The following is a 13,710-nucleotide window of genomic DNA, read 5'->3' as shown; positions in this document are numbered from 1 at the left end:
CGGGCCGAACGGCGCGAAATTCCCGTCGATTGCCCCTTGAGGAGCGCCGCATGATCGATCGCCGCACCTTTCTCCATGGGAGTGCCATGCTGAGCCTTGCGGCTTGCAGCGCGCCCCAGGATGTCACCCGCTTGAGGATCGGCTTTCAGCGCAATGGCGTGCTATTCATCGCGCGTACCCGAGGCGAGATCGACCGGCGCGTGCGCACCGCTGGCTACGGCCTCGATTGGGTCGAGTTTCCGTCAGGACCGCCGTTGATCGAGGCCATGAACGCCGGCGCGGTCGATTTCGGCGCGGTCGGCGACACGCCGGCGGTCTATGCCCAGGCAGCGGGCGTGCCGGTCAAGCTGGTCGCGGCTCAGGTTTATCTCGGGCAAACTGCCGGCAACGCTTTTCTGACACTGCCGACACGGCGGCTGCGCAATGTCGCTGCTCTGAACGGCCGCAAGATCGGCTTCACCAAAGGCAGTTCTGCCGAAGTCGCGGCGCTTTCCGCGCTTGAAGATGCCGGACTGACCATTGGTGATGTCACGCCCGTCACCCTTGCGCCGGGCGACGGCGTCGCTGCACTGGGACAGGGCAGTATCGACGCCCTGTTCACCTGGGATCCCTATTTCACCATCGCGCAAGACCGGCTGCAGGCAGACGAGACGCGCTTCGACCGCGAGGGTCTTCTGACGGTTACCCTGTTTCTCGCGCGCGATACTGCCATCGCTGCACCGGCCGCCTTGCACCGCTTCCTCGATGAACTCCGCGCCGAGGCGGTCTGGGCCAACGCCAACCAGGCCGAGGTCCGGACGATCCTCGCCGGTGCCGCAAAGCTCTCGGAGCCGGTCATCGCGAAAGTCCTTGAACGCCTCGGTCCCAATCCCTTCCGGGTCGACCCGCCGAATGCTGCCGTGATCGCCAACCAGCAGCGCGTTGCCAACACGCTGCTCGCTGCTGGCTCCGTGCAGGTGAAGCTGGACCCGCGCCGTGCCGTCGACTTCTCGTGGAGCCCGCCCGAAGTGCCTAGGATGGCCCCGTTGCCACTCCGTGCCGTCCCACCGAATGCCCTCCCGCCTCGCCGGCACGCCCTGGTTTGACGGCGGTAGCTGCCGGGGTGTCACGGGCGATGTCGATCAGCGGAAACAGCAGTTCCGCCACACGATAGGCTTCTTCGAGATGGGGATAGCCGGAGAAAATGAAGGTCTCGATGCCGATTGCAGCATATTCGGCAATGCGCGCGGCGATGTTCTCGGCACTGCCGACAAGGGCTGTGCCGGCGCCACCTCGGACGAGCCCGATGCCGGCCCAGAGGTTGGCCGCCACAATCAGGCGGTCGCGCCGGCCGCCGTGCAGGGCCTGCATACGCCGTTGCCCTTCAGAGCCGCTCGCCGCTTGCGCTGCCTGCACCTTGGCGATCAGGCTGTCATCCAAACGGCTTATAAGGCGGTCGGCCTCCGCCCAGGCCGCTTCCTCGGTCTCGCGGACAATGATGTGCAGCCGGATGCCGAAGCGCACCGTCCGCCCCGCCTCGGCAGCGCGTTCCCGCACCCGGTCGAGCTTGTCGCCAAGCGCCGAGGCTGGCTCGCCCCAGGTCAGATACCAGTCAATATGGTCCCCTGCGACGTCGATGGCCGGTGCCGACGAGCCGCCCAGGTAAAGCGGCGGCCCGCCATCCTGCACGGGCGGGAACAGCAGCTCGGCACCTTCGGCAAACAGATGCGAACCGGCGTAATCGACCCGCTCGCCCGCCATCAACCGGCGCCAGATCGTCAGATATTCGTCGGTTTGCGCATAGCGAAGATCGTGCCCGAGAGACACGCCGTCGGCACGCATCTCGGCATCGTCGCCACCCGTCACGATATTGACGAGCAAGCGTCCGCCGCTGATACGGTCCAGCGTTGCCGCCTGTCTGGCAGCGAACAGCGGCGATGTTACCCCTGGCCGCACCGCCACCAGGAACTTCAGCCGCTGTGTCATGGGGACCAGTGCGCTCGCCAGCACCCAACTGTCCTCGCAGGTCCGTCCGGTCGGCAACAACACCCCTTCGAAGCCGAGCCGGTCGGCGGCAATGGCGATCTGCGAGAGATAGGAAAACTCGGTTGGCCGCGCCCCTTCCGCCGACCCCAGCCAGCGGCCATCGCCGTGCGACGGGATGAACCAGAACGGCCGGACCGGAATGGTCACGCCGCCGCGTCCAGCGCTTGCGCGAGATCGGCGATGATGTCGTCGATATGCTCGATCCCTACCGAAAGCCGCACATAGCCGTCCGACACGCCGGTCGCGGCCCGGTCCTCGCTGGAAAGCTGCGAGTGGGTCGTGCTTGCGGGATGGATAGCAAGGCTACGCGCATCGCCGATGTTGGCAACGTGATAAAACAGCTTCAGCGCATCGATGAACGCCTTGCCTGCCGCCCGGCCACATCCCAGCTCGAACCCGACGAGGCCACCGAAGCCGTGCGTGAGGTATTTGTCAGCCCGCCGCTTTGCCTCCCCGGTCTGGACCGAAGGATGAATGACCCGGGTCACTTCGGGGCGCGATTGCAGCCACGTCGCAACCGCCAATGCATTGGTGCAATGGCGTTCGATGCGCAGCGGCAGCGTTTCGAGCCCCTGCAGGAACTGAAAAGCGTTGAAGGGCGACAGGGCAGGGCCCAGGTCGCGAAGCAGGATGACGCGCGCCCGCAGCACATAGGCAATCGGGCCAAGTGGCTTGGCCGCCTCGGCCCAGACCGCACCGTGATAGCTGGCATCGGGCGTGTTGAGCTGCGGCTGGCGGGCGGCCTGCGCCTGCCAGTCGAAATTGCCGCCGTCGATGATCACCCCGCCGATCGACGTGCCATGGCCGCCGATATACTTCGTCAGCGAACTGACGACGACAGCGGCGCCATGATCGAACGGGCGCACCAGCAAGGGCGCCGCCGTATTGTCGACAATCAGCGGAATGCCCAGCGGCCGTCCGATCGCCGCCACCTCGGCGATGGGAAATACGGTCAGCTTGGGATTGGGCAGTGTCTCGGCATAATAGGCCCGCGTCCGGTCGTCGGTTGCCCGTGCAAAGGCTTGCGGGTCGGCCGGGTCGACAAAGCGCACCTCGATACCCTGGTCCCTCAGCGTATTGGCAAAGAGGTTCCAGGTGCCTCCATAAAGGTCGGTCGAGCTGACGATATTGTCGCCGGCGCGTGCCAGATTTTGCACGGCAAGCGCCGACGCCGCCTGCCCCGATGCCACGACCAACGCCGCCGCCCCGCCTTCGAGCGCTGCCAGCCGCTGTTCAAGGATATCGAGCGTCGGATTGCCGATCCTTGTGTAGATATTGCCGAGCGTCTGCAGCGCGAACAGGCTCGCGGCATGGTCGGTGCTTTCGAACTGGAATGATGTCGTCTGGTAGATCGGCGGGGCCACCGATCCGGTTGCCGGGTCGGCACGCCAACCAGCGTGCAATGCAAGGGTCTCGGGATGAAGCGAGCGCGTCATGGCGGTTCTCCGGAAGTGTCGACTTCCGGTATAAAGTGTCGTGACGGTTGATGTCAGCGCGCCAAAGCTTGGCAGACGCCAAGCGAAGATTTGCCGTCGCTGAGCGCTAGGCTGCCTCCGCCGCTCGCCGTGGCGCGATTACGGTTTCGGCAAAGCGGGCCATCTCCTCGGCCTGCGGGCTCATCTGCAAGAGCAGCAGATCAACGCCGGCCGCGGCATAATCGGCGATGCGCGCTCACCTGTGCCGGTGTGCCGACCAGCCCGGCGCGCACGCTGCGCTTCGACCGGCGACAATTCGATCACAGGCGACAACGCCATGCGGCGGTCGGGAACGGCGACTATGTCGATATCACCGATTAAGACCTGCCAGTCTGCAAGCGGCCCCGTACGAGCCATAAATATCGCTCCTCTTTTGAAGGAACGATGATATTGTCGATCAAGCGGAAACGAGTTCTACAGTGGCCAAATCCTATCCCGCAACCAACGTTACAGGACACCCGTCCAGGCTCAGGCCTGGGCGGGTGTGTTCGTTTGAGGCAAATGACATAAGCGTCGCAGTTAAGGCATCGACGCCTCGAGACCGTGATCTCCGTCGGGGTAGAATGCGGCGCTTTCAACGACCTGCGCGATGATCGAGACCGCCTCGGGTCGGATCGCGGCGTTATCCAGCGCTTCGAGCAACTCGCCGATCTTTTGTTGAAACCATTCCGTCGACGCCGGATGCGGCAAGATTTCTGCGGTAGATCCGGCACAGCCTGCTATCGCCAGGTGTGCTCGAGGACGGACATTTTTGCTACGAGCTTCGTGAGGCCGCTGGATAAGCGTAGCGCTGATCACACCGGTCGACGTGTTCATTGCCAAGTTATCAAGTGAGGCTTGAACCAGGTGAAGCTGCTTGATCGTATCGATGTCGCGATTGTCATCTACAACCGCAAGGCGGCTCGGTCCGCGCTTGAACTTCTCAGCGAAATTTGGTGCGTTCTGTGGTCCGCTGGCGGCGTTGCAGCATGGAGAGTGTCATCCTCTCAGGTAGCAGCTTCGTTTTATTCTGGAATCGGATACGTTGCGCGTCAGTTGCCACACCTCAAGGTCGTGGGCACGTCGGTCTCGACAACGACCGCCGTCCTCGCCGCAACGACACGCCAAGCAGGCTGAACCCGGCGATGGACATCATCCAGGTGGACGGCTCGGGCAGGGGAGCAACGCTTTCGATGAAATGTACTGCGACGCCATCGTCTCCGCGCTCGAAATTGTCGTCAATACCGCGACAGGCGCTGTCACCCATCGTCGTACCGGCGCCCAGCGTGACATAGGATAGCGCTGAAAACACACCGCCGCATGTTCCGCCGACGCCGGTAACGCCGGCGTTGGCGCCGACACTGACGTAGGATCGCGCCAGCACCGTGCCACGCAACTGTGAATCAGCGCCCAAGCTGGCAAAGCCCCCGATATTCCAGATGATGCTGTTGCCTGATGCGCCGCCCAACAGCACGATCCTGCTTAGCGCTCCGGTCGTGAAGTCGTTGCCGATGTTGAATACCCAGTAGCGATTGGGATCGTAGAAACCATCGAGGGTCAGCGTCGCCGACGCGGCGATCGACAGGCTGTCAGCGCTGTAGACACCTGCCGGCAACAGCGTGTCGCCGGCCATCGCGGACGCAAGAAAGGTGGTGGTTGTCATCAGGGCGAAGGCCGATTGCGCGGCGGCAACCTGAACCTGGTTTGCACTCGCCGCGTCGCTCAACCGTGCTGCCAGGACGACGCCGTCAACAGGCGCGGTATCGAGAGTGTGTTGCGACCCGACGCTGCTGCCGGCTCCGAGGGTGATTGCAGCAACAGCGCCAACCGCGCCGGCGACCGAGGCGTCCGCGCCGATCGTGGCGGCCGCACCCGCCAGGACATCGCCGGCAACGCGCGCCTCGGCGCCGACCGTGGCAGCGGCGGCGGCGTGAACATGGCCACCGACAGTCGACCCGGCGCCGATTGTTGCGGCTGCACCAGTGACGATGGCGCCCGCCACGATCGTCCCGGCATCGATGCTTATCGCGCCGGCGGATGTGAGGTGGCCGTTGAGGACGCTGCTGGAGCCGCCAAGCGAGGTCGCGCCGACGGCCGAAAAATCGCCCCATACGCTGCTTCCGCTGCCGAAGGTCGCGATGCCGCCGGCCATGCCGCTGCCAAAGATGATCGTGCTGGCGCCGGTTGTGGTGTCGGTCGCCGAGAACACCGTAAGCTTCTGGAGATCAGCACCTAGTATCTGAGTTGCCGCCGCAGGGAACGGCAGGTGCATGGCAAGGGACCACAAGGCTGGCGCGAGAAGTGACCTGATCATGATCGACATTCCAGAAAAGCGGATGGTGCGACACCATTGTCGTTGGCCTACTGGACTGCGATCCTGCGGGCATGTCGTGGAATCTACGGCAATTATAGAGCGTGGATTCCCGGGCGATGCGCCCACAGGCACTGCCTTCCTTGCAATGGCCGCTGGCGTGAAACGCACGATGCAGTTTGGTACAGGTTCTCATTGTCCGAGCGCGGACGTTCGGCGTCAGCATCGATGCGCTTTCGCGGCCCTTTCGTGTGCCCCGCGCCTCGCTTGTTCGGCGGGGCCTGGGCAAAAGCGACGATGGTCATCTCGTCGACGACTTTATCGAGGATTTGCCATGGCCACGGCCCGCGCCGGCGCAAAGGCAGGCAGCGGCGCGGGCGGCGGTGCATCGTTGAGCCGTGACTTCGGGGAAGTGTCGGCCCGCTTGCTGTCGCCGGACCCGACCTGGGGTTCGCCGCGAGCCTCAGCACAGTCGGGCACTGCGATGGCGATTGTAAGCTGCGGCCAATACCGTGCTTGACGAACGTGCCTTCCGTAAAGTGCGAGCATCGACATTGCCGCCGGGGAAGTCGCGCGCTCTCGTACGCGAGCGCCGTTGCAGTTGCCACTTGTGAATTGTTAAAAATGAGCCGTTGGTGCTGCGCGGAGGTCGCGTGCCGTCCCTCCTTAGGAACTGCCCGTGACCAGCGACTGCGTATATATTCTCGACGACGATCCGTCCGTCCGGGAATCATTGGCTTATTTCCTGACGGCGACGGGCTTTGCCGGGCGTCAGTTCGCGACCGCAGCGGCATTTCTGGCCGAAGCCGACGGCCTGGCCCCGGGCTGCCTGCTGCTCGATATCCGCATGCCTGAAATCGACGGCTTCGACGTTCTCGAGCGATTGGCGACACGGCGGACCGTTCTGCCGGTGGTGGTGATGACCGGGCATGGCGATGTCGATACCGCCGTGCGTGCCATGAAGCTCGGTGCCCATGATTTCGTCGAGAAGCCCTTCGAGGAGAACATGATCCTCGGCGTGCTGGCGCGCGTCTTCGAGACGCTCGACGGGACCGTCCGCGACATGGAGCGGCAGCGCGACGTCGCGGCCCGGCTCGGACGTCTGACGCCGCGCGAGGCCGACGTCCTGCGCGGGCTGCTGGCCGGACGGCCCAACAAGCTGATCGCTTATGACCTCGGCATCAGCATCCGGACGGTCGAGATGCACCGATCGGGCATGATGGAGGCGCTGGGGATCAGGACCTTCGTCGGAGCGCTGCGCCTGGCCATCGAAGGCGGGATGGCAATGCCGTCAGCGCCCGCGGATATGTTTGTCGGGCCGGCATGATGGTTGACGCCGCCCCGGTGTCGTCGGGGCATGCGAGCCTCGATTACATCCTCAATGGCGGTTACGCGCGCAACCGCTGCCACCTGATCGAAGGCCAGCCCGGATCGGGCAAGACGACGCTGGCCATGCGGTTCCTGATCGCCGGCCAAGCGCGCGGCGAAAAATGCCTGTTCATCACTGTATCCGAAAGCCCATTCGAGCTGCTGCAGGTCGCCGAGACTCATGGTGTTTCGCTTGCGGGGATCGAGATCGTCGAATGCCTGCCGCCGGAACTAAGCCTCGACCCCGACCACTACCAGTCGGTCGTCCATGCCTCGGAACTCGAACTCGGCGAAACTGTCCGCGCCGTGATGGCGGCGGTGGCCAACAGCCAGCCGTCACTGGTGGTGCTCGACAGCCTTTCGGAGGTCAGGCTGCTCGCCCAGGGGCCGCTGCGGTACCGGCGCCAGGTGCTGGCGCTCAAGCATTTCTTTTTCCGGCAGGGCTGCACCGTGCTGCTGCTCGACGACCTGACCGTGCGCGAGGACGACCTTACCCTGCACAGCATTGCGCATGGCGTCGTCCGCCTCGAACAGATCGCGATGGAATATGGCGCCGAGCGGCGGCGCCTGAGGGTGTTCAAGATGCGCGGGCGGACCTTCCACGGCGGATTCCATGATTTCATGATCGAGAAGGGCGGCCTGAACATCTTTCCGCGCCTGATCTCAGCCGAGGACAATGCCGGATCCCCGTCGAGCGCCCCCGTGAGCACCGGCATCGCCGCGCTCGACCGGATGACCGGCGGCGGGCTCGACGCGGGCACGACGACGCTGATCCAGGGGCCGTCGGGAACTGGCAAGTCGACGCTGGCGCTGCAGTGCATCCAGGGGCGGCTCGATCGCGGTGAAAAGGCACTGTTCGTCAGCTTCGAGGAGACGCTGACCAACTTTGTCCGGCGCGCCGAAGGCGTCGGCATGAAGATCGGAAAACATCTTGCCGACGGCACGCTGACGTTCGTCCATATCGATCCTGCCGAGACATCTGCAGGCCAGATCTCGGATATGATCCGCCGGTCGGTGCAGGACGGCAGCACCTCGGTGATCCTCGATTCGCTGTCGGGGTACCAGCACGCGCTGCGCGACGAGCATTATTTGCTGCTCCACATGCACGAGTTGCTGACCTACCTGAACCAGCAGGGCGTGATGACCGTGATCGTCCTGGCGCAGGCCGGGGTGATCGGCGCGCTCGAACCGCCGTTCGACATGACCTATCTTGCCGACACCGTGCTGTTGCTGCGCTTCTTCGAAGCCCGGGACGAGATGCGGCGCGCGATTTCGGTAATCAAGAAGCGCATCGGCTCGCACGAACGGGTCATGCGCGAACTGTTCTTCGACAGCCAGGGCATCCAGGTTGGACCGATACAGCAGGGATTCCGCAACATCCTGTCCAACCGCCCGATCTATTCCGGAGGCGAGCCCCTGCTGGAGGTCCGAACCGGCACCGACGGGTGACCGGCACCGATCGACTGCTCATCCTGGCACCGCATGGCCGCGACGGGCAGGTTATCGCCAGTCACATCGAAGGCACACAGCCCGTTGCTACGCTCGCGACGGCGGCGGTTGTCGTCGCGGCGATCCGGGCCGGCGAGCTCGGCGTCGCGGTGATCACCGACGAAGCAATGGCCGGTTTCGACCTCGTCGAATTGGCGGCCGCGCTCGCTGACCAGCCACCATGGTCCGACATCCCGGTACTGATCCTGACACGGCGCGAATTCGGCGGCTGGACGCCGGCCCGGCTGGCGATGCTGTTCGGCAATATCACGATCCTGGAGCGGCCGCTGCATCCTGACGTGCTGATCAGCAGCGTGCGTTCAGCGCTGCGGGCGCGAGCGCGCCAACGGCGGGCCGAAGCCTATCTGATGGCGCGGGAGGCGGCCGAGCGACAGGTCCGCGAACTCGCCGCCAGTCTCGAGAGCCGGGTGCTGGAACGAACCGAAGCATTGTCGACGGCGCTGGCGGAACGCGCCGAAGCGCAAAGCAGGCTCCACGATAGCGAAGCGCTCTATCGCTACACGGTCCAGCTGACCGCGCAGAACCCGTGGACGGCCGATGCTGCCGGCCGCATGCTGGATGTCGGCCCTGGCTGGGTCAATCCGGACGACACGTTGCGCGATTGGCAAGCGCGGATTCATCCCGACGACCTGGGCCCGATGCGGCTGGCCTGGGACATCGCCCTGGTCAATATCACGCCGTTCCTGTGCGACTTTCGGGTGCTGGGTGCTCGCGGACGGTACATCTGGTGTCGATCACGGGCGGCGCCGCGGCTTGCCGACGACGGATCGGTGTTGCGCTGGTACGGCACGCTCGAGGACATCGACGACCGGCATGTCGCGGCGACCAAGTTGCGCCAGACCCAGGCCGAGCTGATCCATGTGTCGCGGCTCAGCGCCATGGGCGCCATGGCGTCGACGTTGGCCCATGAACTCAACCAGCCGCTGACGGCGATCACCAACTATGTCCGCGGCAGCCGCATGATGCTGAATGGGGATCCGGCACACGAGATGCTGCGCGAGGCCCTGGACAAGGTGGACGACAACGCGCTCCGCGCCGGCGAGATCGTGCGCCGCGTCCGCGATCTGGTGACCAAGGGCGATGTCCAGCGCCAGCCCGAGGACCTGTCGGCGATGATCAACGAGGCCTGCAGCCTGGCGATGATCGATGCCACATCGTCCGGCATCGACCTGTGCATCGACCTGACGGTCGCACCGAACAGCGTGATGGTCGATCGCATCCAGATCCAGCAGGTGCTGCTCAACCTGCTGCGCAACGCGGCCGAGGCGGTATCGGCCAGCGCGGTGCGGCGGGTAACGGTTACAGCAAGCAGCAGGTCGGACAATGCGATTCAGATATCGGTCAGCGACACCGGGCCCGGTGTGGCCGTGGCGGCCGAACCGCGACTGTTCGAATCGTTCAATTCGACCAAGGTCGACGGCATGGGCATAGGTCTTTCGATCAGCCGGACCATCATCGAGGCGCATGGCGGTACGATCTGGCACAGCGGCAACCCCGACGGCGGCGCGACCTTCGGATTCTCGCTGCCGCGCCTTATGGCCTGATCTGGTTGTCGCGTCCGATTTCTTCGAGCAGCCTCATCAGCCTGCCGATGTCGCGGGGCCCGCCACGCGCAATCGCCGCCGTAGCCTGCGACACGATCGTTGCGACGAAGAGCGATGACCCCGAATAGGCCATCGACCAGCCGTTGAAGCGGGGCATGGCGACGGTCCGCCGATCGACGATCTGCACGCGCCTGTGCCGGGGGTCCGCCACAATGGTCGCCAACAGGCCGTCGATGCGGTTCGGTGCACCTTCGAGAGTCTGCACGAAATGCGTGCCTGTGAACAATAGCGCGCCATTGACCTGGTTGATGCTGTTGGCGGTCCGGGCCCTTGCCAGCAAGACGGCGATCTCTGGCTCGCGGCGCTCGAGCGGGATGACACATTCGCTGATATAGGTGGCATTGACGAGAAGTGACATGAAGCCCGCGTTTCCCGACTCACACTCTGGAAAGGGTAAGTTTATCACAGCAAGCCACCAAGGGCTTCTGTGGTAACTACGGTCATGCTTCGCGCGACCCCGATCGGCAGCTGACGAGCACAGCGCGCCGGTTGCGCAATTCGGCAAGCAGCGTGCCAATCGCGGCGCGGTGGAGGCCGGCGGCTTTGGGGGCAAGCTGCCCTGCTGACCGTGTACGCGGGAGACAGTCTTGATCGATGAGAAAGTGCCTTATCGCGGCTCTCGGATCGGTAGAAAACCATCGATCGGTTAGCACCGCGCTTCGCCCCGACAAGCAGCGATGACTGGTTGCACCCGTTGCTATACCGGCGCCTATAATGGGCGGCAAATGGGGATCGCATGACGACATTTGCCGAATTTGCCCAGCTTCAACCCGGCTGAGATCTGAAAGGCCATACAGTGCAGGTTTCTCGGCGTCGGGTATTGGCAACGCTTGCTATGGCGGCAGCGACGCCGTTGCATGCAGCACCAGTGGCGGGCGGCCTTGTCAAACCGCGCCGCTTGCGTCCCGGGGATACCATCGGCCTGATCGAACCGGCATCGGCCAGCGATGAGACGATGCAGCTGACCATGGTCGAGGAAATGGTCACCGCCCTGGGGCTGAAGCCCAGGCGCGCCCCCAACCTGGCGAGCCGCCACGGCTATCTGGGTGGCACCGACGAAAGCCGCGCCGCCGATGTAAACGCCATGTTCCGCGACCCGCAGGTCAAGGCGGTGTTCGCGGTGCGCGGCGGCTGGGGCAGTGCCCGGATGCTGCCGCTTCTCGATTGGCCGATGATCCGGGCCAATCCCAAGCTGGTGCTGGGGTTCAGTGATATCACCGCGCTGCACATGGCGATTGCTGCCAAGGCCGGCTTTGTGACATTGCACGGCCCAAATGCCGGCAGCGCGTGGGGCAAGGCATCGGTCGATCATTTCCGAGCGATTGCCTTTGATGGCGCGACGCCGTTGCTGGTCAATCCGCCGGGCGATGAAAACCGACTGGTGCAACGGCTCTGGCGAACCCAGACGATACGCGGCGGGCGCGCACGCGGGCGCCTGCTGGGTGGCAACCTCACCGTCCTGACAGCGCTGGCGGGCACCGAGTACATGCCGGATTTCTCGGGCGCGATCCTGTTCCTGGAAGACGTGGACGAAGCCGAGTACAGGATCGACCGGATGCTGACCCAACTGGGCCAGGCCGGCGTGCTGGGCAAGGTGGCGGGCGTGGTGTTCGGCCAGTGCACCAACTGCACGGGATCAAGCAGCGGGCGCTATGGCGGCTTTACCGTGACCGACCTTCTGATCCATCACCTCGGACGGCTCGGTGTGCCGGCCTATCAGGGCGCCTGGTTCGGCCATATTGCGGACCAGTTTAGCCTGCCGGTCGGCGGGATGGCTGAAATCGACGCGGACGCCGGCTCCATTCGGCTGCTGGAGCCGGCGGTGGTGTGACGGAAGGCAAAGCGGCACTGCCGAATATGTCGTGCAAGATGTCGGCATCTTGCCTGGATAGCCGGCGGCTGGCCGACGAGAGCCCACGTTGAGCGACACCCGCAAAATTCGCAAGATCACCGGATTGCGCCAGGCAGCCACGCAGTGATGAACAAAAGAATTGGCTCTTTTGTTTGTGGCGGTTGGTCGCCGGAGATAGCCTGTTCGCTTGTAAGGGGGGCAAGTTTGGAAAGCGGACCGAGGTTTTCGGCGCTGCTCCAGCGTCTGATCGATGCGCCTGAGCGGGCGACACAGACCATCCAGGCGGACCCGGGCGGCTTCGAATAACAGGTGCTGGCGCAGCAGGGCGGGCCGGCCCCGCCCGGTATCGGCCTGTTCAATTTGGGCACCATCGGTTTCCTGTTGTTCGGCACCGACGGCGCACGATTGGCGCTAGAGGTACCGGGCATCAGCAATTTCGCCGAGCTGGAAGCTTCCGCTGTCAGCCGCAATGCTGCTGGACGGCTGATGGCCGTTCCAGGTGCCGGCGGCAGGCTGCTCTACCTGCTCTGGGCACCGGTGAGCGAAGCCATGGCGTGGAACCTGCCGCAACATGTGCGAGATGCCGCCCGAACCAGGGCCGACCGGATCGTCCTTGTTGCCGGCGGCACGCAAGACGGCGGTCCACTGGAAGCCACCGTTCGAGGCTTTGGGCTTTCCGACCTTGAATGCCGCGTCGTCGCCGCGGTAGTCCGCACTGGCAGCAGGCGTGAAGCAGCGCGCCAACTCGGCCTTGCCTATGCCACGGTTCGCGCCGCGCTGTCGCAGGCGGCGCGGCGAATGCGCCAGCCCAACATGCCGGTGGTTGTCCGCACGATTGTCTCCGCCGCGTTCGGCATCTTTCCCGACGACGCCAACGGCCCGGCCATATCGTCTGACATACTGCAGGTGACGCCCCGCCAGGCGCAGATCGCGCTGCTGGTTGCCAGCGGCGAGCGCGCTGCGGACGCTCAATGCTGACATCGGCTGGACTGGGCTGGAGCGGTGTCGCGCGTAATGAACACATGCAGCCAGATCAGCGGGGCCGCGGTCGCGCTGTTGGCGCCTATCGTGGCTCAGAGTGTACGCAGCAGAGGCCTAACGGTCGAAGTCGAGAGTGGAGGCCCCGCCATCAGGCTTGTCGGCTCCTCGCAAGTCAGTTTAGGTCGGCTGGCCGGTGGCGCCATATTGAGCAGCGAACGTCGCGCTGGGCGGGATCGGGGTGATGATGTCGATCAGCACGCCACCCGGATCCTGGGTGATGAAGTGGCGCTGGCCGAAATCTTCGTCGCGCAGCGAGAGCAGGATCGGCAATCCATCTGCCATGGCTTGGTCGTAGAGCGCGTCGACATCCTCGACTTCGAAGTTGAGCAGTACGCCGGCAACGTGGGTCCGTGCTGTCGACGGTATCGTTGCATGGCCGGCTTGCAGGATGGCAAGGTTGACGTCCGGCGCATCGCGGGCTTGCAGATGCACATACCAGTCTGCCTCGAACAGGGGTTGGAACGCGAAATGCCGTACATAAAAGGCCGCGATTGCAGCGACATTGTCGACCATCAACACGGGATAACAGCTGGTAATCTTCATGCT

The 13,710-nt window shown here is 64.4% G+C and carries 11 protein-coding genes and 1 pseudogene; 6 read left to right on the top strand and 6 right to left on the bottom strand.

The features are described 5' to 3' along the window. The first annotated feature begins 50 nt into the window (after positions 1–50). Positions 51–1,085 (top strand): ABC transporter substrate-binding protein, encoded by a 1,035-nt coding sequence (locus tag ACP7AI_RS14740; RefSeq protein ID WP_426168892.1) that lies wholly within the window; start codon positions 51–53, stop codon positions 1,083–1,085. Here ACP7AI_RS14740 and ssuD read toward each other — a convergent pair. The 4 genes from ssuD to ACP7AI_RS14720 form a co-directional block, all read right to left on the bottom strand. Then, a complete protein-coding gene (gene ssuD, locus ACP7AI_RS14735; RefSeq protein WP_426168889.1) occupies positions 1,012–2,172 on the bottom strand; it encodes an FMNH2-dependent alkanesulfonate monooxygenase in 1,161 nt (386 codons plus the stop codon). The two genes, ACP7AI_RS14740 and ssuD, sit on opposite strands and share 74 nt — an antisense overlap. Beyond that, a complete protein-coding gene (locus ACP7AI_RS14730; RefSeq protein ID WP_426168887.1) occupies positions 2,169–3,461 on the bottom strand; it encodes an O-acetylhomoserine aminocarboxypropyltransferase/cysteine synthase family protein in 1,293 nt (430 codons plus the stop codon). Before ACP7AI_RS14730 ends, ssuD begins: the two co-directional genes overlap by 4 nt. Positions 3,462–4,019: 558 nt before the next feature. Beyond that, positions 4,020–4,316 (bottom strand): hypothetical protein, encoded by a 297-nt coding sequence (locus ACP7AI_RS14725; RefSeq protein WP_426168884.1) that lies wholly within the window; start codon positions 4,314–4,316, stop codon positions 4,020–4,022. A gap of 229 nt (positions 4,317–4,545) precedes the next feature. Further along, positions 4,546–5,802, bottom strand: coding sequence for an ice-binding family protein (locus ACP7AI_RS14720; RefSeq protein ID WP_426168881.1), 1,257 nt, complete (start codon positions 5,800–5,802; stop codon positions 4,546–4,548). Between the two features lie 667 nt (positions 5,803–6,469). Here ACP7AI_RS14720 and ACP7AI_RS14715 point away from each other — a divergent pair. From ACP7AI_RS14715 to ACP7AI_RS14705, 3 genes and pseudogenes are all read left to right on the top strand, one after another. Continuing rightward, a pseudogene (locus ACP7AI_RS14715) lies at positions 6,470–6,994 on the top strand (response regulator transcription factor); the annotation flags it as partial. Positions 6,995–7,113: 119 nt separating this feature from the next. After that, positions 7,114–8,607: an ATPase domain-containing protein gene (locus ACP7AI_RS14710; RefSeq protein WP_426168879.1), complete on the top strand. Its 1,494-nt coding sequence runs from the start codon at positions 7,114–7,116 to the stop codon at positions 8,605–8,607. Continuing rightward, positions 8,604–10,211 (top strand): ATP-binding protein, encoded by a 1,608-nt coding sequence (locus tag ACP7AI_RS14705; protein ID WP_426168877.1) that lies wholly within the window; start codon positions 8,604–8,606, stop codon positions 10,209–10,211. The genes ACP7AI_RS14710 and ACP7AI_RS14705 overlap by 4 nt, the downstream gene beginning before the upstream one ends. Here the strand turns inward: ACP7AI_RS14705 and ACP7AI_RS14700 are convergent. Then, a complete protein-coding gene (locus tag ACP7AI_RS14700; RefSeq protein ID WP_426168874.1) occupies positions 10,201–10,629 on the bottom strand; it encodes a BLUF domain-containing protein in 429 nt (142 codons plus the stop codon). The genes ACP7AI_RS14705 and ACP7AI_RS14700 overlap by 11 nt on opposite strands. Before the next feature lie 477 nt (positions 10,630–11,106). On the opposite strand from ACP7AI_RS14700, the gene ACP7AI_RS14695 reads away from it, so the two are divergent. Further along, positions 11,107–12,102 carry a S66 peptidase family protein gene (locus tag ACP7AI_RS14695; protein WP_426168872.1) on the top strand — a complete coding sequence of 332 codons (996 nt, stop codon included), beginning with the start codon at positions 11,107–11,109 and terminating at the stop codon, positions 12,100–12,102. A 330-nt stretch (positions 12,103–12,432) separates the two neighbouring features. Then, positions 12,433–13,101: a hypothetical protein gene (locus ACP7AI_RS14690; protein WP_426168869.1), complete on the top strand. Its 669-nt coding sequence runs from the start codon at positions 12,433–12,435 to the stop codon at positions 13,099–13,101. A 180-nt stretch (positions 13,102–13,281) separates the two neighbouring features. On the opposite strand, the gene ACP7AI_RS14685 is transcribed toward ACP7AI_RS14690, so the two are convergent. Then, positions 13,282–13,707: a VOC family protein gene (locus tag ACP7AI_RS14685; protein WP_426168867.1), complete on the bottom strand. Its 426-nt coding sequence runs from the start codon at positions 13,705–13,707 to the stop codon at positions 13,282–13,284. Between the last annotated feature and the right edge of the window lie 3 nt (positions 13,708–13,710).

It is taken from the genome of Sandarakinorhabdus sp. DWP1-3-1, from assembly GCF_049896705.1.
Classification (GTDB): domain Bacteria; phylum Pseudomonadota; class Alphaproteobacteria; order Sphingomonadales; family Sphingomonadaceae; genus Sandarakinorhabdus.
Note: the sequence above shows the minus strand (reverse complement) of the source record. Positions and strands in the feature narration are given on the sequence as shown.

Bases quoted from the DNA above. Each gene is read 5' to 3' on its own strand.
- ACP7AI_RS14740 (WP_426168892.1), top strand. From the start codon at position 51: ATGATCGATCGCCGCACCTTTCTCCATGGGAGTGCCATGCTGAGCCTT.
- ACP7AI_RS14730 (WP_426168887.1), bottom strand. From the start codon at position 3,461: ATGACGCGCTCGCTTCATCCCGAGACCCTTGCATTGCACGCTGGTTGG.
- ACP7AI_RS14725 (WP_426168884.1), bottom strand. From the start codon at position 4,316: ATGAACACGTCGACCGGTGTGATCAGCGCTACGCTTATCCAGCGGCCT.
- ACP7AI_RS14720 (WP_426168881.1), bottom strand. From the start codon at position 5,802: ATGTCGATCATGATCAGGTCACTTCTCGCGCCAGCCTTGTGGTCCCTT.
- ACP7AI_RS14710 (WP_426168879.1), top strand. From the start codon at position 7,114: ATGATGGTTGACGCCGCCCCGGTGTCGTCGGGGCATGCGAGCCTCGAT.
- ACP7AI_RS14700 (WP_426168874.1), bottom strand. From the start codon at position 10,629: ATGTCACTTCTCGTCAATGCCACCTATATCAGCGAATGTGTCATCCCG.
- ACP7AI_RS14695 (WP_426168872.1), top strand. From the start codon at position 11,107: ATGGCGGCAGCGACGCCGTTGCATGCAGCACCAGTGGCGGGCGGCCTT.
- ACP7AI_RS14685 (WP_426168867.1), bottom strand. From the start codon at position 13,707: ATGAAGATTACCAGCTGTTATCCCGTGTTGATGGTCGACAATGTCGCT.